Consider the following 18,580-nt stretch of genomic DNA (forward strand, 5'->3'; position numbering starts at 1 on the left):
CTTAACTTTCAAAGTAAGAAAATACCAGTATTTCATATAAGTAAGTTAAGCTGCACCTATTTATTTTTATCGATAATCTCTTGTACGGCCTTCTTAGAGCTTGCGACTGTTTCATTAAGACTTTGTTTACCTAAGAATAATTTTTCAAACTCTGTCGATAGTGCCAAATCAATCTCCTTCTGATATGGTACAGGTTTTCCACCTTTTGCTGTAATCGTTGTTTGAACAGAGTGGATTAAAGAATCTTTATCTACCTTCTCAGGATTTTGTGCTCCTGCAATGGTATCATCGATTAATTTGATTGTTTGATCTTCTGTTGTCTTTTTCCATGATGAGATATTAATTCCTTGAGCAACTTGTCCTTCTGTTGTATACCATCTTATAAACTTATAGGCTTCCTCTTTATGTTTTGAGTTAGCCGAAATGCCTAGGATATCCCCGTCAGCTGGCGAGTATGCCCCTTTTTCATTCACTTTATTTTGCGGGAATGGAGCAACGGCAACATTAAACTCAGCAGGGAATCGCTCTGATCCTCCAAGTTCTGCAATCATATAGGTACCCGTTACAATCATGCTTACTTGCTGTGTAAAGAATTGATCACGGTAATTCATTTTTTGAGAAATCATGGAGGAATATGGAACGGCCGACTTATCTTCCTTCTCCATTTTTAGGCGCATAGCTAAAGATTCCTTATAAAGAGGGCTATCCATATTTGAAGTGCCGTCCGTTTTCAAGAAACCAGCATCTTTTTCCTCGGATTGCATTCTTAAATTGATATAGTTAGCCCACGCACCCTGCCATGGACCATGAAAATATGTTCCGTACTTTCCATCTTTTGTTAGCTTTTTAGCATATTCCATATATTCATCCCATGTCCAACTCTTTGGCACTTCAAGGCCTGCTGCATCCAACTTATCTTTATTTAATAAGACAAACCATGAAACATACTTCCCTGGAAGGCCATAGTATTTACCATTGACTATTGGGTTAAGTTTATATTCATCTGCTACTTTATAGCCGCCGTCTTTTTTTATAAAATCATCAAGGGGCTCAAGCATGCCTAAATTCACGCGTTGTGCATATTCAGGGGTATTGGTGAACATGACGACATCCATTTCTTCACCAGAAGCTGCTGCTAAATCAATCTTCTTCAATGCTTCCTGTCCATCCTGCTTTTCACTTAACTGAACCACATCTACTTTAATATTAGGATATTTTTTTTCGAAAGCACTGATTGTCTTATTCCACGCATAGCCATCTTCAGTACCATGTGTATAAAATCTAATCGTGACTGGTTCCTTCGATTTTTGATCCTGTTCCCCTTTTTCACCTGAACTTGAGGATTGCTTCTGACCGCTGCAGGCTGCCAGAATGCCTACAACTAAACTAAGGCTTAAAAACAATAATAAAACTTTTTTCATTCTCTTACCCCCTACTAGTTATTATTTATATTTTGATACTGTGAAACCGAATTAACCTTTAACACCGCCAAGTGCGATACCTTCAATTACCTGCTTCTGACCAATAATAAAGACAATAATAAGAGGAAGGATTGATGATACGGCAGCTGCCATGATTAATGAATAAAATTCTCCATTTAGTGAGGTAAACTTTTGCATGGCTAACTGTATGGTGTATAATCCATCTGTCCGTAAGAAAATTAATGGATTCTGATAATCATTCCATGTCCAAATAAAGCGTAAAATTGCATATGTCGCGATGGCCGGGCGGACAATAGGCAAAGCAATTGACCAAAAAATCCGAAGATGACCGGCCCCGTCAATTTTGGCTGCATCAATATAATCCGAATGAATTCCTATGAAAAATTGTCTTAACATAAACGTTCCTAAAACGCTAAAGCTTCCCAAAAGGATTAATCCTAAATGGCTATCGAAAAGGCCCAAATAACGATATAAAATAAACTGAGGTACTAAGATGGATTGTTGCGGTACCATAAAGGTTGTCAACACAATAATGAAAAGAAATTTCCCCGCTGGAAAGTTCACTTTTGAAAACCCATATGCAGCCATTGCGGAAACGGTTACGGAAATAAGTGTTGTAATTACGGTAATTTTAATAGAATTCCAATAATATAAGGCAAAAGGATATTTTCCTAACCAAACTTCTTGATAGTTTTCAATACCATGCCACCTCTTTGGAATCCACTCGATTGGAAATTTAAATACATCTGCTTCAATCTTAAATGAAGTCGACAGCATCCAAAAAAATGGCAGCAAAAAGGCTATGCTTACGATAAAGGAAATAATCGTAATGATGATCTTTCTGATATTTATTTTTTTCTTCATGGATATCCCTCCTCGTTCAGTTAGCATTTCTTAATAATTCACCCATTTTTTCTGTCCGACCCACTGCACTAAGGTTATGATGAGTACGAAGACGAATAGCACAACCGCAATCGCGGAGGCATACCCAATCTTTAAATTAACAAACGCACTCTCGTATAAATGCCACACAAGCATAGTAGTAGAATTAATCGGACCACCTTTTGTTAACACAGCAATTAAATCAAATACTTTAAAAGTACCAATAATTCCGGTAATTAATAGGAAAAATGTTGTCGGCGATAAGGCTGGCAGCATAATATGTTTAAATTTATCCCATGCCCTTGCCCCATCCATATCGGCTGCTTCATATAACTCTTTTGGAATCGATTGTAATCCAGCTAAATAAATAATCATGCTAAACCCAATGGATGCCCAAATTTGAATGATCATCACAGAGATAAGGGCGAAATCAGGGTCCGCGATCCAAGTTGGTGGATTTTCAATGCCAAGTGAAAGTAAAACCTGATTGATTGGCCCCTCCGTTGGATTAAATAGAACCTGCCAAACTACAGCAATGGCCACGATACTTGAAATATAAGGCATGAAAAAGGCAACTTTAAAATAACTTTTTGCATACACGTGTTTATCAATGACGATGGCAATGATCAATGCGAACATCATTGTTAGTGGCACGGTCAGAAGGAAAAGTAAATTGTTCATCACAGATTTAAGGAACACATCATTCTCAAAGAGTGCTTTAAAATTGTCCAATCCAACCCATTTGATCGATTTAAAGCCAACAATAAAATTCCAATCTGCAAAACTTAACATAAATGTGGCCAAAATTGGCAGCAACGTAAGGATACTGACCCCAATTAACATCGGGGAAACAAATAAAACCCCTGTCCAGCTCTCTCGCATTTGAATGGCACTTTTACCTTTTTTCTTGGCTTTCACCGGATGCTCAACTTTCTCTAGTACTGTTTTTGCTTCAACACTCAAATCTCTCACCCCACTTAATTGTTTAGTTGTTCATCACCCATTTAGACTTACTCTGCTTTTGTTTGTCCCCTGCTTGGACCTCTACTTTTTGAAATACTCTTAAAGAAAAAAAGGTTACAATACATGCTAAACCACTTGCTAAAAAGAGATAACCTGCCATTGGAAGGAAAACAAATAAGAATAATAAAGAAGCTATCGAAATAAGCATCATAAATGTATTTAACGGATAAGTGATTCCGATTAGGAATGCCATTTTTATCGAAATAAAGACTTTTCTGTTCAACAGGTAAACTGGAAACACGTATAGTAACGTAATTCCATATAAGCAAGCACTGCCAAGGAGTATTCCTTTGGCCGCCATTTCCATGGTTCCGGATAAATAGCTGGTGAATAGCCAATCAGTATAAAATATAACCGGTATGATTAAAAGCACCATTCCCAACTGGTTCGCCCTGCTAAATTCCTCCTTATATACCTTTTTGAACAACTTGAAAGCACTTACATTTTCACCCGCTTGATAACCCTTTATCACTGTGTACATAGCCGCTGTTGCCGGAAAGATTCCAGCTATTATCAGCCCTGCTATCGTAAAAAGGATCCATAGGAGATTAAGATATAGTAATTTTATAACCCAGTCACAAGCAACATTTATATTATTAATTAGTCTAGTAGATTCCATCTTTCCTCTCCTATTGGTTTTATTTTGTTCAGTAACTATATTAATAATTGTAAGAAAATTATGAAAGTATTTATATAGATTTTTTTGACTACTTCGAAAATATTTTGACATTTTAAAAAATTTCCGTTTTAAATTCAAAAAGTAAAAGGCCCTCAATTCAAGATAATCTCACCTTGAATTGAGAGCCTCTAGTTACCCATTTTAAATCCACTAATTTATTAACCAACGAAAAATAGATATTCTCTTCCTCCCAAAAAGGAAGCAAGAGAACCGTCCCTCTGCTTCTTTATCTTGTGACAACTTTATTTCTCTGCTCGCCTAAATCAATGGTTCCATCTGGGCTTTTGATTTGGCAGCGGATGATATCGCCTTCTTTCAGATATTTTTCGTTATTCTTTTGCTGGCTTTCTATAATAATATCCGTTCTTTGCTGCGCCGTTAAAGTGGAGTCAGCGAGACGATTGTTGACCTCTGGTGTGATATTTAGGGCCACGCCGCCGGTTGTCCCGGTTAGAATCAAATCACCTTTTGATAGGTCCATGATCTCAGAGAGCTCGGTCAAAGTTTCAGCAGGTTTATACAACAACTGGCAGGAGTTGGCTGATTGGCGCAGTTCATCGTTCACCCATAGATTTAACTCCAGGTTATGTATCTTTGGCACCTCCTCTGGATCGAGCAAATAAAGGAAAGGACCTGCGGGAGCAAATGTCCGATAGCTTTTTCCTTTTAACCACTGGCCTTCCGTAAACTGAACATCACGAGCGGAGACATCATCCACAATCACAATGCCTGCAATATATTGATGGAGATTATCATCTGTCACTTCGACAGGTCCGGTAATATTTCCGCCAATAATCAATCCCAGTTCAATCTCATAATCTAATAATTTCACATGTTCAGGACGAACAATTTCACTGTCCGCTCCGCACAATGCACTGTCCGCTTTGCTAAAAAACAAATTAAAGGGCGCTCTCTTGGCATCAAGTCCTGCCTCTGAACGGTGAGTGGCATAGTTAGTCCCCTGACAGATAATTCTTGCCGGCTTGGTGACAGGGCTTAAGAGCTCCACATCCGCCAATGAAACGGTCTTATCAGTACCTGTTTCATTTACTTTTCGTGCCTCCTCTATTCCCTGTTCTAAGAATTCAGCTAAACTCTGATAAGCCTTTGGTAACACGAGAATCCTTTCCTCTGTTACAACGCCCCACTGCTCTTTCCCATTCTGATTGAAACGAACCACCTGCATACCCATCAGCAAAACCCCTCACTTTTTAATAGATTAAGACCAAAAGTGAACAGCCCTAGGGCTGTTCACTTTTCACCCTGTTTACTTTATTTTACATGACATTGGATGATTTCGCATTTGATAGTGCAGAATCTTCAAATTTTTTCGGACGAACTGCTAACCACACCAAACCGCCAAATACAAGCAGAATCAGTCCGCATAATTGGAACGCGTGATGGAAGCCTGCTGCCTGGCTGGCTGAGTTTCCAATTAACCACCCCGTTACATATGGACCGGCAATACCGCCCAATGAAGTTAAAGCCATAAACCAGCCTTGAATCTTCCCTTGATGTCGAGGGGAAACCAAGTCAACTAAAATAGCTGGCCCCATCACTAAGGTAATACATCCGAATGTTAACCCTAGTGATAATAAGGCAATCGATAAAATATTTGAGCTGACAATCGCTCCTAAGAAATAGCAGATGGCTCCTGCTGCCATGACGGGCCCCAGGACAAAAATCCGTCCCTTTACCACGCTCTTTGTCTTATGATAAATCCGATCTGAAATGAATGAAAAGGTAATCTGTGACAGAGTAATCATAATCCAAGGCAATGCTACGACAATGCTTAAGGTTTCTTCACTAAGTTTACGGACATTTTCCAGATAGTTTGGCAGCCAGTTCAAACCAATCGTAAACGACCAATAAGTGGCAAAACCGCATAAAGCAACGAAGATAAAGTTTTTCGAAAACAAAACAGAGGTGAATTTTGTTTCTGTTCCAACAGTGGCTTCATTTGATGTATTTTTGGCCGGAGCAGGTTCTCCTTGTGTAACCGCTTTCTCTTTAGCTGCCCATAACCATGCTATAATCCAAAGAAACCCAACTGCCCCTGTTGTGATAAACGCTGAGCGCCAGCCAAAATTCATGATAAGATGCATTAAAACAGGTGCTGAAACAGCGACACCGAGCGGTCCTCCAATTGAAACGAGTGTTAACCCAATCCCCAGCTTTTCCTTTGGGAGATACTTTGAGGCAGCGGTCATCGCTAAGGAGTAAGAAGGTCCTTCGCCAGCCCCTAAGATAATTCTGGTTACTAACAAATAAGTAAAACTGCTGACAAAGATCGTCGAAAATTGAACGATCGACCAAACGGCAACCATAATGGCAATGACTTTTTTTGCGCCAATTTTATCTGCCAGGCTTCCCCCTAAAATAGCTGAAAGCGAATATAGCAAGAAGAAAACACTTCCGACAACGCCCCATTGCTGTGGAGTTAATCCTAGTTCCTTCATAATCGGCACCGAAGCAAACCCGATAATGGCCTTATCTGCATTACTAATAACGGTCAATAAAAATAATAAGAAAATGATAACCCATGCTTTTTTTGATACCGTACGTTTCTTTTGCTCCATATAAGGACCTCCTCAAATTTCTCCCATAATGAATGATTACTTGAGGACCTGTCCACTCCCCAATGGATAGGTCCTAGTTTCTTTACTTAAACATAACTTCAACTTTACCAATATGTGAAAATCCAGCAGTAAACCGATCCCCTTTTTCGGCGGCGATTGCTGCTGATAAGGCACCTGATAAAATAACCTCTCCCGCCTTCAAAGCAACATTGTATTCGGTTAATTTATTAGCCAGCCAGGCAACACATTTGGCAGGATGGCCTAACACATCATAACCATAGCCGGTATTTATCCGTTCTCCATTTTTAAACAAATTCATTTCAATGGATGGCAAATCAATATCTGTTACCGAATACCGTTCATCCCCAATCACAAACATACCGCTTGACGCATTATCGGCTACTGTATCTGCTAAGGTTATGTTCCAATCGGTAATCCGGCTGTCAACGATTTCCAATGCAGGTGCGATGTACTCAGTTGCATCAAGCACATCCTCAACCGTGACATCCGGTCCAGTCAAATCCTTGTTGAGCACAAACGCAATCTCGCCTTCTACCTTTGGCTGAAAAAGCTCATCTAAATGGATGGTTCCCATATTACTTGCTTCCATGGAGTCTAACAGATGCCCGTAATCCGGCTGATCAACACCTAACAGCCGCTGCATCGCAACAGAGGTTAACCCAATCTTTTTCCCGACAATTTTCTGTCCCTTTTGCACTTTTTGATCAATCATTCGGAGCTGGACCTGATAAGCTTCATCAATGGTCAAATCTGGATATTGTTTAGTAAGTGGTGGAATAGATTCTTTCGAGACTTCTGCCTGTTGCAGCAATTCGTATACATGCTGGACTCGATGAATGACCTGGTTACTCATAGTTATAACTCCTTTTATAAAAAATAGAGCGCTAATTGATAGATTCAAAAATAGGTAAAACTTATGAATCAATTCAATTGCGCTCTCCACGGTTGTTTTTATTATTTAGATGCTAATGCAGGATTCGCTTGTTTAGCTGTTTCTTTCCCATTTTTCAATAGGAAGTCAATTAAAATAGTGTTAAACTCCTCCGGCTTTTCCCATTGCGGCCAGTGTCCTGCATCTTTAATCACAACCAGCTCGCTATTTGGAATCATATCCTGAATAGGCTTTGCTTCCTCAACGGTAGAAGTTGGATCATGGTCTGTCCAAGCAAGCAATGTTGGAACATTGATTTTTCCACACCATGACGGATCCCAGCTGTACAGCTTTCGTACTTCAATATCCTGCAGGCAGACGATATGATGAACCGCTTCTTGATAAGAGGCTTGAGTATAAATTTTGTAGCGGGATTCAATCAATTCATCTGTTACCAAGCTTTTATCATACATTAACCACTCAAGTCTTGTTTTAACATTTTCATAGTTTGCTTCAAGTACCGCTTTTAACGTAGAATCCTTCAAACGCTGCATGACTTCAGGTTTATTATTAACGTTACCAGGCGTATTCAGCACCATCGCCTTCACATATTCCGGATGTTCAGCCGCAAACCATGCAGCCACCCAGCCGCCTAACGACTCCCCTGAAAGATATACGTTTGATAAACCTAATGCTTGAATCACGCCTAATAAATGCTCGCTATAATAATCAATACCATATTGACGATCTGGCTTTGCTGTGTAGCCGTGTCCGACCATATCGATGCAAATCACGCGGAAATGCTCGCTCAAACCTCGGATATTCCTTGCATACGCCTCAATATGACCTCCGGTACCATGAAGCAAAATCAATGGCTCCCCTGTTCCGGATTCCAGAACTCGGGTTTTAATACCATCCGCATCTAAATAGTAAAGTTTATATTCCAAATCAGCTAAGTCTGTCCAAATTGTCATTTAAATCTCCCCTTTTATAAAATCATCGTTAGAAATGGAGGTTGATCCCCCATTGGATTTCTTGCTCTCAACATTAAATGCTCACTTCTTGTTCAGATGAGGCTTTACGATTTTCTGGGCCAACCGGCAGACTAAACTGAACGATGGCCATACCTGTTACCCATTCTGGTATTGGCTCATAGCAGGCAACACTTGCATCAAAGTTCTTCAGGGCACCAAGAAGGACAAGCCAGTTACGAATCTCCTGACCTCCGTTGCCTAAATGCTCCTCAATATAAGCGGCACTCCAGTTTCTTAATGTTGTATAATCTTTTTCGGTGACCAAGCGCAAAAATTCCCGGTCAATCTGCTCGTTAACAGGACCTGATTTAATTCGGGTTACATTCGTTTCCCGTAATTTTAGATATTCATCGAGCTGATCGATTTCCTGACGTCCATTTTTTAAAACATTTATTAAGAATTGGTCTTCCGGTTTTTCACTCTCAATCTTGGGAATCGGCACCCAGTGAGATAATCCACCTGAAGCAACAATTGCTACCTTCAAATCTTGATCCCAAGATTCAATCGCTTTACGGATCACTTCACCAATTTGGAAACAGCGGTCCATCGATGGCAATGGCGGTGCCGAGGTATTAACAGCAATCGGAACCACAGGAATTTGGAGATCCGGGTTTAAAAAGTAAATTCCTTGTGTGTGGCCGTGGTCTACCTTCATTTTTAGCGTAAAAGCAAAATCAATATTATTCTCCAGACTGGTGTGAAGAATATGTTTTGCTAATTCTTGTTGTACGGGAATGTTATATTTCGGCAGCTGCCAATCCCCCCAGCCTTCACATTCGCCTGTTCCTATCGTAAAAGAAGGCATATGGTCATAAAAGTAGCTGTTAAAATGGTCATCAGACACTAATACAATGACATCCGCGCCTGACTCTTCGAGATATTTCCTCATTTCATCCGCTGTATGGAGGAACCGCTGCCCTTTTTCTCCGCCACTGGCTTCATTTGTCATGATCATCGGACTATGTGACATCGCCACACCTGCAATAATTTTAGCCATTCAATTCACACCTTTCTTATTTAATCGTTTTTAAGAAATACGTAATTTCCTAGAATCAACGATTTCCTTTTGCCAGACAATCGAAATCTTTCCTTTTAAAAATAAAGGAATTTCATCTGCACACTTGATCGTGATTCCATCGTTCATGATCATGATGTCCCGATGAACGGAACCATTGTTATTTTTCAATCTGACCTGGTAGCATCCGGGGGCGGGAAGTGTGTAATAAGGATAGGGTGTCAATGCCTCTCCGCTCCATTCGCAGAGCGTTTCATAGTATTGGCCGAGAAACTCAGGCAGTTCGGCCACCTTCCCGTTTAACAGCCGTTCACGAATGCCGGTAGAACTGATTTTCTCGCCCCTTATTTCTACTTTGGCTACTTTTGTTACATCAATCCGGCCGCCTGAGTCTTGCTTCAAACGCTCCAGATTACCGGCACCGCGGGAACCATAGGAAAAATCAAATCCGGCAACTGCATGAACCACACCAAGACCATTCAGGTATTCCGATACAAACTGCTCCGGCGATAAACTGGCCATCTCTTGATTAAATTCAACAATATAGAAAGTATCGACGCCCATATCCCTAAGCCTTTCCTCTTTTTCCGCAAGCGGCATTAAATAATGCACCCGAACTTTTCCTTTTGAAACCACGGTCTTCGGATGAGGAAAAAAACTCATGACAGCTAACGGCACTTGTCTTTCCTTTGCCTTTTGATAGGCAGTGCTGATAACAGCACAATGTCCATGATGGAGACCATCGAAACAACCAAGTGCCATTACAATCGGACTCTTCTTTTTCTGCCAATAGACCAAATTACGCTGGTTTAAATGAATGGTTTTCATACTGGTCTCCTCTCAAGTTTTTTAAAGCATAACGGGCTGCTCTTCCACTAATGAACGGTACTGGCCGCTGTAAAATAGCAATGGCTCTTTGTCTTCAAGATGAATATCGGTTACCCTGCCAATAAACAAGGTGTGGTCACCTTCCACATGCTCAGCAGATACTTCGCAGGCAACCTGTACCACAGAGCCAGGCAATACTGGTTTCCCATCAAGACGAGCGAACTCCACTTCTTTATGTTCTTTCAATTGGCCTGCGAAAATCATCGAAAGCTCTTTCTGTTCAGTTGCTAAGATATTAACTGTAAAAATCTTGCTTTCTTTGATTTTGTTTAAGATTTTTGCTTTTTCGCCGATAGATATGACGACCAGCTTTGGATCAAGTGATACCGACATAAACGCATTTGCAGTCATTCCATGAATGTTTCCCTCTACCTCTGTTGCAATAACAGTTACCCCAGTTGCAAACCTGCCCATTGCCGTGCGAAATTGACGATCGTCCATTATAAAAATCCTCCCTTAGTAAAATTTCTCTATCAAAATTTTTTCACTTTATCCTCTGACGCCGCTCTCAAAACCAAATAAGTCTTGCCCATATGCAGCAACTGCATCTTCATATAAAGACGTTTTATGTGTAGCAACTGCCATGATATCCCTTAAGAACAATTCCATTGGTCCGCCTTTATACAACGCACCACCGCCCAGCGTTAACAGCGATCTAACGGCAATATCCACACAAAGCTTAATCGCTTTGGTGCGCAGTGCAAAAAATTCAGAAGGCGGTGTTTGACAGTCATTCTTTTCATAGTCCACTAGCAGATCAATATACTTATCCATTAATGCTTCGGCGATTTGAAAATCAGTTGTCATTTCGGCTAATACCCGCTGGCTTCTTGGTGACTCACTTTCCCTTACACCATCCATTAAGCGTACTCTTTTTTCCGTGAATGCTTTAAATTCCTTCAGCATCCGCTCTGCTCCGCCGAGGGCCATGTAAGGAAATCCAATATAGAAAGATGGAAAGAACGGGACATGATAGAAGGGATAATTCGTATCATATTCATCTAAAGGCGGTCTCCTTGTTAGTTCCGCTTGGTCTAATCGTAGAATTCGCTCCATTGGCACATATACATCATTGGCAATAATCTGATTGCTTCCTGAACCTCTTAACCCGAACGTGTCCCAATTACGGACGATTTCTACTTCAGAAGTTTTCAACATTGGCAGGCAATATACAGGTTTCTCACTGTTAGGGAATTGAATCATGACCCCGACACCAACCCAATCACTATAGTTGATGCCACTGACAAAGCTCCATTTTCCACTAATGCGGTAACCATCGCCATCCTGTTCTGCTTTGCCTAGTGCAGCAAAGATATCGGCAATCAATCCGCCCGTATTGATGATTTCGTCTGCACCTTTTTCAGGGAGAAAAGCTGGGAGCATGTTGTGAAGCGGATAGAGATAGGTCAGCCATGCTGCTGAAATATTATAATTAGCTACCTTGCGAACAACCTTAGCAAACGTTTTCAAATCTGCCTGCGGACCGCCATATTTCTTTGGAAGCATCATCCGAGAAATTTGAGTTTCTTTAATGAGATCCACCACGTTTTGCGAAATGGTTGCATTTTTTTCTGCCTCAGCCGCCTCCTGCTCAGCTAATTTACCGATTCGTTCCGCGCCTTCTAGTAAATCTTCAACAGTGACAGGTGTTTCGTTTAATACTTGATTTGTCATTTTCTGCACCCCTTTTTGTTTATTAAAACTAATAGGTTATGGACCATGTCCGTTGCGTAAATAATATTTGGCATCGCTTACAATTGCAGTTCAGCAAAGTAACGACTGTTTGTAACTTGTAAATAAAGTTTAATACAATTCGAAATATTCCATCTAGGACAGAGAATGTTCATGTTTTTATATTAAATAGACACTTATTGTTCATCACCCCAAAAGTACTGTTGCGGCGACACATTCTAGTTCCCCTAGATTACGAAAAAAGGTCTAAGAAAAAACCACCCGGCTTAAGCCGGATGGCGTCTAATCGAACGTAATTTCCCCTATAGCAATTAACGATTTAATGATTAACAGCAATTGATGCATCTCCTTTGGGTCGCGAAGATCTTTTTCAAGCAAGCCTTCAATCCGGCTGATCCGATGCCGGAGCCCGCTCATCGATAAGGCCAGATCGATCATGGTTTGTTCAAGCTTGCCTCCGTTCAACAAAAAGCTATATAACGTTTTCAACAGTTCCAGCATTTTGGGATCCTGAATGTTATTCAATGGTCCAAGCTCCTGCGCGGCGATCATTTTGATCCCACTGATATTCTTTGAATTAATTAACACCCCTACGATCCCTAATGATTGAAATGAAACCATCTTCTGCTTGACTGCTAATCTTAACGCAATGGCTGCTTCCTCATAGCATCGAGAAGCTTGACCTATATCCTCCCCTAAGCGGCTGATGCCCAGTTTAAATAGACCCTTGGGATAGGTATGATTCATATAATCGAAGTATTCCTGCATCACATTTTGAATCGTCTTCTTTTGGAATGTTTCAATTGTCATTAATAACACCATGCTGCCTTCACGGTGCCCAGCCAAAATATTATGTTTTTTGTCCTTAAAATAGCGGAATGTCGTTTCAAATATTTGTTCCTGCAAAAGGAAGTCATCTTTTATCGAGCCTTGAGTTTTCCGATATTCCATCACTGCTATATAATATTTCTGTTCCAGGTTAACACCGGTATACTTCCCCCGCTTGATGACTTCACTTTCAGGCAGGCTGCCCTCTAGGATTTGTTCAAGAAAACTGCCTTTCATTCTTTCAAATGTTTCAAACCTTGTTTTTTCATTTAAGAGAATCAGAGAGGCCGCATTGGCAAATCGATCTAAAAATAAATAATCTTCTTCATGATAATGATTTTTCATATCTTCATAGAGAAAGGAGCAATAACCGATTACCTCCTTTTGTAAAAGGATTGGAGTAATCAGACGTTCTTGTATGGAGGTTTTGATGATTTTTTTTCTAAAAGGTAAATGCGGCGGCTTTGTGATTAATTGTAATTTTTGAAGATAACTTTCCATATCTGGCTTGATAACCATATATTTTTCCTGGTCCAGCCCCGAATAGGTAATTGTTTGATGAAGCGTATCTTCTACGATAATAGGAATCTGCACCGTGTCATAAACCATATCAGCGATTGTCTGCAAGTCGCTGCCATTGATAATCTCCTCTGTTAATTGGTTTTGAAAATGGGCCAAGCGGGTGACAACATTTTTTTGGTCAAGTAATTGGTCGTAGGTTAGCTCAAGTTCCTTTACAATCGGTGTTTCATTGTAAAAATCAAGTCCATCCTCTTCCTGAGGTTCCTCTTCCCATTCCTTTTTTGGCTTCATCACCCAGCGGCACTCCGAATCACCCCTGCCAACACAAGCAATTTCCTTAGCCAAAAGCGGCTCCTCAAATACGGTAGACATAAAGCCGCTCGCAAAACCAATTAACGTATGACAAACTGGTCCTTTTGACTGTCCTAAGCGTTTAAGATGCTCCTCGGCCTCATAGGAATCGTACCAAGTACCAGATGAATAAAAAGTTTGAATTTGTTTATTTTCCATTAGGTCATACGTGCAATCATGTTTAATCCCACTAATATGACCATTTTGAATGTGGAGGATTGGTCCAAACCGGATGAGATTTTCTAAAGAGGATTCAGTCCTTAGTGATTCATTGGCCACTTTAACTCCCATTTCCCAGCCATAATGAAATAAAAATCCCTTTATCCTTTTGATGCCAATATTTTTAACCAGCTGTTCCCTCAGAATACCGAAAACGGAAGCAGATGTGATTATTTTCCGATCAGCATTAACATGTTCATGGCTATAACTTTCTTCTGAGATTTTAACGGTCATGCCAACACATCCTGTTTGATAGATTTAACATTTAAGGCATGTAATTGTAACATTACCTTACTAAGCTTTCAGCCGCTAGTTTTTGATGTAAGCGTACACATATTATTCTAATGAAAATATCTCATTACTTCAAATCATTTTACTGGAAAGATAGTTGCTGAACTTTACATAATTAGAGTTCATTTCATAATTGTTTTTTTGAATCATTAAGCTGACCGATTTTCAACTTCCCTTTTAGGAAGCAAGGGGACGGTTCTCTTTCTTCTACAAAAAGAAGCAAGAGAACCGTCCCCTTGCTTCCTACGCTTTATAATAAGGCGGTACTCTGAGCCACTTATGACGCTCTAAATAATCTTTTACAGTTAAGCCAGCCATAGTTTTCTTTAAAATAATTTTCGAAAAAATCAAACCAACATCCGCACGAATTGACTCCGAGAGTCCTCTGGCAGCATACGTCACACCTGAAGCAAGATTATAGGACATTAGATTTGCTCTTTCTTCATCATTTAATTTTGCACCCTCCGGTATATTCGAAAAATTACCGATTGGTTTTTCAGAAGTTTTTTGCGGCAATGGGATACCTTCTTTAATTAGAAACTCTTTAATTTCATTTCTAATTGGTATATGCACAGTTTCCCTTATATCCTTTAATAGTTGTTTTAGTTCAGGATCTTCTGAAAGATTGTAGTGGATTTCTTCACTACGTAATGTCGTTTCCGTACCTAAAAGAAAAAACCAAAGGTTGGAAACCTCCATCACGTTCAAAGGTCTTTTCTCCCCGTCCATAAAAGGTTGGAATGCATCATGAATTACATCGAATAGATTCATATTTCTAAAATCCCACCAAACTTTGGATATATTTGTTCTGATGGTATTCTTCCCACATGAAAACTAAACCATACTAATTAAAATACCTTTGAAAAAGCCTATCTGCCGTGCGTAGAGCCAAGGCCTGTGTTGTAAGCGTTGGATTCGGTCCGCCTAAACTATTAAAATGGACGCTGTTGTCAGCAACATATAACCGTTTTACTTGGAATGATTCACAATTTTGATCGACCACGTAACCAATTCTCATTGTACTTTCGATATGAATCATCATGCCCGGAGGCCAATTAGACCAAATAATTTTTTTTGCTCCTGCCTTTCGTAACAAATCAGCTGCCAACTTTACCATCTCTTTGCGCTTTTTTCTAGATGGTTGGGTGGGTCTATAGCTAACAACAGGGACAGGCCCATTTTCATCGCTAACGTAAGGATCAACTGTAACTCCGTTTCGCTGAACCACATCATCGGCAGTAGATACTAAGATATTTAAAGTTTTACGGTAGGAGTTCATCCACTCTTTTAATCCATATCCAACCAGGCGCCCTTCAATATCCCATAAATCGTCTGTTTTAGCAGAGTGTAAAAAAGAATACCCCGATTCACTTATCCCATAAAAAGAAGCAGTCAATCCTGGGCTCATCCCAACCGACTGTAACGCTCCCACTCCTGGAACATCCAGTCTTGCCCCGCATGTATGTCCCACAAAGGGATTAAGTTCAGGGCTTCCCACTATAGAAAGCAAATCTTTTTCATCGAAGACTCCGGATACCCAGTCCATATAATGGTTTACCAAACCTCTCCCCACCCAGGGATTGTCCGGTAAGCCTGAATTTAACCAAAGGCGTGGACTTTCGATGCTTCCGGAAGCCATTACCACAATTTCCGCTCTTACCTCTTCCTGTTCTCCTGTCCATGTGTCCCTTATGTTTACACCAATGGCCCGCATTCCATTAGAATCGTTCTTTTCTGTAAGGACTTTTACCACAAAGGTATTGGGACGTATTCTCACATTTCCAGTCTGTAAGGCAAGCGGAACATAGCTGACATTTGTTGAGCGTTTTGCAATTTTATCCATAGACGGACCATGAGGACAGCCGTTGATACAGTGTCCAGCAAGTGTACATCCTTCCATCCAGGCTAGTTGTTCATCAGGAATATTGGGGTTGGTGATGTTTTCATTGGGAGGTAAGATGGCATTAGGCTGCGGCCTATATCCAGGGACTGTCACATCCAGTACAGGGATCATCGGCCACCCCGCCTTCTTAGCACCATAATAAAATAATTCTTCTTTGGCCGTTACCGGCGCAAAATTCACTGGCAATTCCGCCTCAACCTTTTCATAATAAGGGATAAGTTCCCGGTAAGATATGGGCCATACATGATCTATAGCTATTGGATATGCCCGGGGACAATTGGCCGTATAGGTTTGAGTTGTTCCTCCGACACCAGCGCATTGCCAAATCAAACCTTTCTGTTTCACATTCCGAAACCATTGGGCCCGGCTTCGATCTGCTGGCCCCCAGCGAAACCTACCGGAAACCAGATCATTCATATTCATTTCATACTTGTTTAATAATTGTTTATATAGATTTATATCCAAATCAGCCGGTGATGAGCTAAATTTATCTCCGGGTTCTCTATTTGGATGAGGCCACTTTTTATTACCGTACCATGGCCCGGCTTCCAGGACCAATACCTTTAAACCTTTTTCTCCCAATTCTTTTGCGATAACAGCTCCTCCACCACCTGCTCCAATGACAATCACATCCTGATTCCCCATTAGACCTTCCCCTTTTTATGTGGCATAAATGCTAAAAACCCTCGAAAATCACGGTATGCAAAAGACGGACCCGGATAATGGGACTGGACCCATCCAGGTGGAAAGTAATCAACTTTTCTAAACTCAGGAGTAGACTGACCTGTTGTTCCGTATCCTGTCCATTCTGAATAGAAGCCAAACAGTGTGAGTTGATTTAGTACATCAATCATAGTGTGGATAAGTGTCGGGTTATTTTGATAAGGAGGACTTAAGTTTTCAAGATTCAATTCCAGGCGTTCAATAAGGGTAAGGGACCTTAACCGGTCAACCAGTGATAACTTTGTGAACGGACCTCCACAATGTAAACTATTTATAATAAGAGGATAGACATTCTGTCGGGTCTTAATTAGTCGGATCGCTCCCTCGTCCAACAGTTCAGCGGTTGACCTCGTCATTGATCTTATGTTTAGTTTTGTTTTCACGGGAGGGGCAATTGAATGGTCCAAAATCCAAATTACATATTCATAAACCTTCAATTCCAATGCCCCTGGTAATTGAACATGCTCTAGTATTCTTGCAGTGTGAGGAGTTGCTGGAATAATTGCCTGAACAAGTGACTCGAAAGTGGACCTTATATAGCAATCGTCTGTTCTGTCACTTCCCTTAATCCCCATTTCCCCTCTCCCCTTCTAATAATAAGAATGAATCATACCATTCCTAATATTATTTATCAGCTCGTTTTTCTATGTCAGGAAGTTTTTAAGTTTCAAATGGCAACTTATTTCTCAACTTTTTAGCTAGTTCATATTGTGGGTTGTACCACTGAATGTGAAGGAAGCAAAAGAACCGTCCCCCTGCTTCCTAAATGAGAATAATAATGGATAAAAGAGAAATTATTATTCCCTATACTTATTATTAAACAAAGTATCTGTATAGTTGATACATTCCGCTTGACAATACGTTAGCTTGTATACGATAATACTTATTGAATTAGAATTATTATAGTTTACCAAAAACTATCAAATTATTTCTAGGAGGAATTTTGATTATGTCATTAATCGGAAAAGAAGTACAAGCATTCACAGCACAAGCTTACCATAATGGTGATTTTATCACTGTATCTGAACAAAACTTTAAAGGTAAATGGAATGTTGTTTGCTTTTATCCAGCAGATTTCACATTCGTATGCCCTACTGAGTTAGAAGATCTTCAAAATCAATACGCAACATTAAAAGATCTTGGTGTAGAAGTTTACTCTGTATCAACAGATACTCATTTTACTCACAAAGCATGGCATGATCACTCACCAGCGATCAGCAAAATTGAATACATTATGGTTGGTGACCCTAATCAAAAGATTTCTCGCATCTTTGATGTATTAGATGAAGAAGAAGGTCTTGCACAGCGTGGTACTTTCATCATCGATCCCGACGGTAAAGTTCAAGCTATGGAAATCAATGCAGATGGCATCGGTCGTGACGCTAGCACTATCGTTAACAAGATTAAAGCAGCACAATATGTTCGCAACAATCCAGGTGAAGTTTGCCCAGCTAAATGGCAAGAAGGCGGAGAAACACTGAAGCCAAGTCTTGACCTTGTAGGTAAAATCTAAGCAGTACATTTAAAAAATCTAAGGGAATTGGAAGCTTCCAATTCCCTTTTTAGTACATATTGAAACTACTATTTTGGATTTACAGTATTACCTTTTAAAAACCT

Annotated in this window: 17 protein-coding genes; 1 reads left to right on the forward strand and 16 read right to left on the reverse strand. The window is 40.2% G+C overall.

Going from position 1 to position 18,580, the window contains the following annotated elements; all coding sequences use genetic code 11:
* Positions 1 to 56 precede the first annotated feature (56 nt).
* The 16 genes from J7E81_RS07100 to J7E81_RS07175 all read right to left on the reverse strand — a co-directional run bounded on the left by J7E81_RS07100 (position 57) and on the right by J7E81_RS07175 (position 17,538).
* The gene (locus J7E81_RS07100; protein ID WP_215041464.1) at positions 57 to 1,421 is read right to left on the reverse strand and encodes an ABC transporter substrate-binding protein; all 1,365 of its coding nucleotides are present in this window, start codon (positions 1,419 to 1,421) and stop codon (positions 57 to 59) included.
* Positions 1,422 to 1,472: 51 nt separating this feature from the next.
* Positions 1,473 to 2,306, reverse strand: a complete 834-nt coding sequence (locus J7E81_RS07105) for a carbohydrate ABC transporter permease (RefSeq protein ID WP_215041465.1) — start codon at positions 2,304 to 2,306, stop codon at positions 1,473 to 1,475.
* A 30-nt stretch (positions 2,307 to 2,336) separates the two neighbouring features.
* Entirely contained in the window at positions 2,337 to 3,242 is a 906-nt protein-coding gene (locus J7E81_RS07110; RefSeq protein WP_374104002.1) for a carbohydrate ABC transporter permease, read from the reverse strand.
* Positions 3,243 to 3,309: 67 nt separating this feature from the next.
* Complete coding sequence (locus tag J7E81_RS07115; protein WP_215041467.1) at positions 3,310 to 3,966, reverse strand: YesL family protein; 657 nt, start codon at positions 3,964 to 3,966, stop codon at positions 3,310 to 3,312.
* A gap of 286 nt (positions 3,967 to 4,252) precedes the next feature.
* Positions 4,253 to 5,218, reverse strand: a complete 966-nt coding sequence (locus tag J7E81_RS07120) for a fumarylacetoacetate hydrolase family protein (RefSeq protein WP_215041468.1) — start codon at positions 5,216 to 5,218, stop codon at positions 4,253 to 4,255.
* Between the two features lie 85 nt (positions 5,219 to 5,303).
* A complete protein-coding gene (locus J7E81_RS07125; RefSeq protein ID WP_215041469.1) occupies positions 5,304 to 6,605 on the reverse strand; it encodes an MFS transporter in 1,302 nt (433 codons plus the stop codon).
* Between the two features lie 82 nt (positions 6,606 to 6,687).
* Positions 6,688 to 7,479 carry a 2-keto-4-pentenoate hydratase gene (locus tag J7E81_RS07130; RefSeq protein ID WP_215041470.1) on the reverse strand — a complete coding sequence of 264 codons (792 nt, stop codon included), beginning with the start codon at positions 7,477 to 7,479 and terminating at the stop codon, positions 6,688 to 6,690.
* A gap of 101 nt (positions 7,480 to 7,580) precedes the next feature.
* A complete protein-coding gene (locus J7E81_RS07135; protein ID WP_215041471.1) occupies positions 7,581 to 8,471 on the reverse strand; it encodes an alpha/beta fold hydrolase in 891 nt (296 codons plus the stop codon).
* Between the two features lie 73 nt (positions 8,472 to 8,544).
* Entirely contained in the window at positions 8,545 to 9,528 is a 984-nt protein-coding gene (locus J7E81_RS07140) for a DODA-type extradiol aromatic ring-opening family dioxygenase (RefSeq protein ID WP_215041472.1), read from the reverse strand.
* 30 nt (positions 9,529 to 9,558) lie between these two features.
* Positions 9,559 to 10,374 (reverse strand): FAD synthetase family protein, encoded by an 816-nt coding sequence (locus J7E81_RS07145; RefSeq protein ID WP_215041473.1) that lies wholly within the window; start codon positions 10,372 to 10,374, stop codon positions 9,559 to 9,561.
* Positions 10,375 to 10,395: 21 nt separating this feature from the next.
* A complete protein-coding gene (locus J7E81_RS07150) occupies positions 10,396 to 10,875 on the reverse strand; it encodes a flavin reductase family protein (protein ID WP_215041474.1) in 480 nt (159 codons plus the stop codon).
* Positions 10,876 to 10,923: 48 nt separating this feature from the next.
* Positions 10,924 to 12,108: an acyl-CoA dehydrogenase family protein gene (locus tag J7E81_RS07155; RefSeq protein ID WP_215041475.1), complete on the reverse strand. Its 1,185-nt coding sequence runs from the start codon at positions 12,106 to 12,108 to the stop codon at positions 10,924 to 10,926.
* Between the two features lie 300 nt (positions 12,109 to 12,408).
* A complete protein-coding gene (locus J7E81_RS07160; protein WP_215041476.1) occupies positions 12,409 to 14,280 on the reverse strand; it encodes a V4R domain-containing protein in 1,872 nt (623 codons plus the stop codon).
* Positions 14,281 to 14,580: 300 nt separating this feature from the next.
* On the reverse strand, positions 14,581 to 15,108 hold the full coding sequence (locus J7E81_RS07165; RefSeq protein ID WP_215041477.1) for a DUF3231 family protein: 528 nt from the start codon (positions 15,106 to 15,108) through the stop codon (positions 14,581 to 14,583).
* Between the two features lie 73 nt (positions 15,109 to 15,181).
* A complete protein-coding gene (locus J7E81_RS07170; protein WP_215041478.1) occupies positions 15,182 to 16,885 on the reverse strand; it encodes a GMC family oxidoreductase N-terminal domain-containing protein in 1,704 nt (567 codons plus the stop codon).
* Complete coding sequence (locus J7E81_RS07175) at positions 16,885 to 17,538, reverse strand: hypothetical protein (RefSeq protein WP_215041479.1); 654 nt, start codon at positions 17,536 to 17,538, stop codon at positions 16,885 to 16,887. Before J7E81_RS07175 ends, J7E81_RS07170 begins: the two co-directional genes overlap by 1 nt.
* A gap of 374 nt (positions 17,539 to 17,912) precedes the next feature.
* Between J7E81_RS07175 and ahpC the strand changes: the two genes are divergently transcribed.
* Positions 17,913 to 18,476, forward strand: coding sequence for an alkyl hydroperoxide reductase subunit C (ahpC, locus tag J7E81_RS07180; protein ID WP_098527060.1), 564 nt, complete (start codon positions 17,913 to 17,915; stop codon positions 18,474 to 18,476).
* Positions 18,477 to 18,580 lie beyond the last annotated feature (104 nt).

The organism is Bacillus sp. ISL-18 (assembly GCF_018613415.1).
Classification (GTDB): domain Bacteria; phylum Bacillota; class Bacilli; order Bacillales; family Cytobacillaceae; genus Neobacillus.

What these genes read in the sequence shown, in the direction of transcription:
- J7E81_RS07155 (WP_215041475.1), bottom strand. Translation starts at nt 12,108, where the DNA reads ATGACAAATCAAGTATTAAACGAAACACCTGTCACTGTTGAAGATTTA.
- J7E81_RS07145 (WP_215041473.1), bottom strand. Translation starts at nt 10,374, where the DNA reads ATGAAAACCATTCATTTAAACCAGCGTAATTTGGTCTATTGGCAGAAA.
- J7E81_RS07125 (WP_215041469.1), bottom strand. Translation starts at nt 6,605, where the DNA reads ATGGAGCAAAAGAAACGTACGGTATCAAAAAAAGCATGGGTTATCATT.
- J7E81_RS07140 (WP_215041472.1), bottom strand. Translation starts at nt 9,528, where the DNA reads ATGGCTAAAATTATTGCAGGTGTGGCGATGTCACATAGTCCGATGATC.
- J7E81_RS07175 (WP_215041479.1), bottom strand. Translation starts at nt 17,538, where the DNA reads ATGGGGATTAAGGGAAGTGACAGAACAGACGATTGCTATATAAGGTCC.
- J7E81_RS07120 (WP_215041468.1), bottom strand. Translation starts at nt 5,218, where the DNA reads ATGGGTATGCAGGTGGTTCGTTTCAATCAGAATGGGAAAGAGCAGTGG.
- J7E81_RS07105 (WP_215041465.1), bottom strand. Translation starts at nt 2,306, where the DNA reads ATGAAGAAAAAAATAAATATCAGAAAGATCATCATTACGATTATTTCC.
- J7E81_RS07160 (WP_215041476.1), bottom strand. Translation starts at nt 14,280, where the DNA reads ATGACCGTTAAAATCTCAGAAGAAAGTTATAGCCATGAACATGTTAAT.
- J7E81_RS07130 (WP_215041470.1), bottom strand. Translation starts at nt 7,479, where the DNA reads ATGAGTAACCAGGTCATTCATCGAGTCCAGCATGTATACGAATTGCTG.
- J7E81_RS07150 (WP_215041474.1), bottom strand. Translation starts at nt 10,875, where the DNA reads ATGGACGATCGTCAATTTCGCACGGCAATGGGCAGGTTTGCAACTGGG.
- J7E81_RS07100 (WP_215041464.1), bottom strand. Translation starts at nt 1,421, where the DNA reads ATGAAAAAAGTTTTATTATTGTTTTTAAGCCTTAGTTTAGTTGTAGGC.
- J7E81_RS07135 (WP_215041471.1), bottom strand. Translation starts at nt 8,471, where the DNA reads ATGACAATTTGGACAGACTTAGCTGATTTGGAATATAAACTTTACTAT.
- J7E81_RS07115 (WP_215041467.1), bottom strand. Translation starts at nt 3,966, where the DNA reads ATGGAATCTACTAGACTAATTAATAATATAAATGTTGCTTGTGACTGG.
- J7E81_RS07170 (WP_215041478.1), bottom strand. Translation starts at nt 16,885, where the DNA reads ATGGGGAATCAGGATGTGATTGTCATTGGAGCAGGTGGTGGAGGAGCT.
- J7E81_RS07165 (WP_215041477.1), bottom strand. Translation starts at nt 15,108, where the DNA reads ATGAATCTATTCGATGTAATTCATGATGCATTCCAACCTTTTATGGAC.
- ahpC (WP_098527060.1), top strand. Translation starts at nt 17,913, where the DNA reads ATGTCATTAATCGGAAAAGAAGTACAAGCATTCACAGCACAAGCTTAC.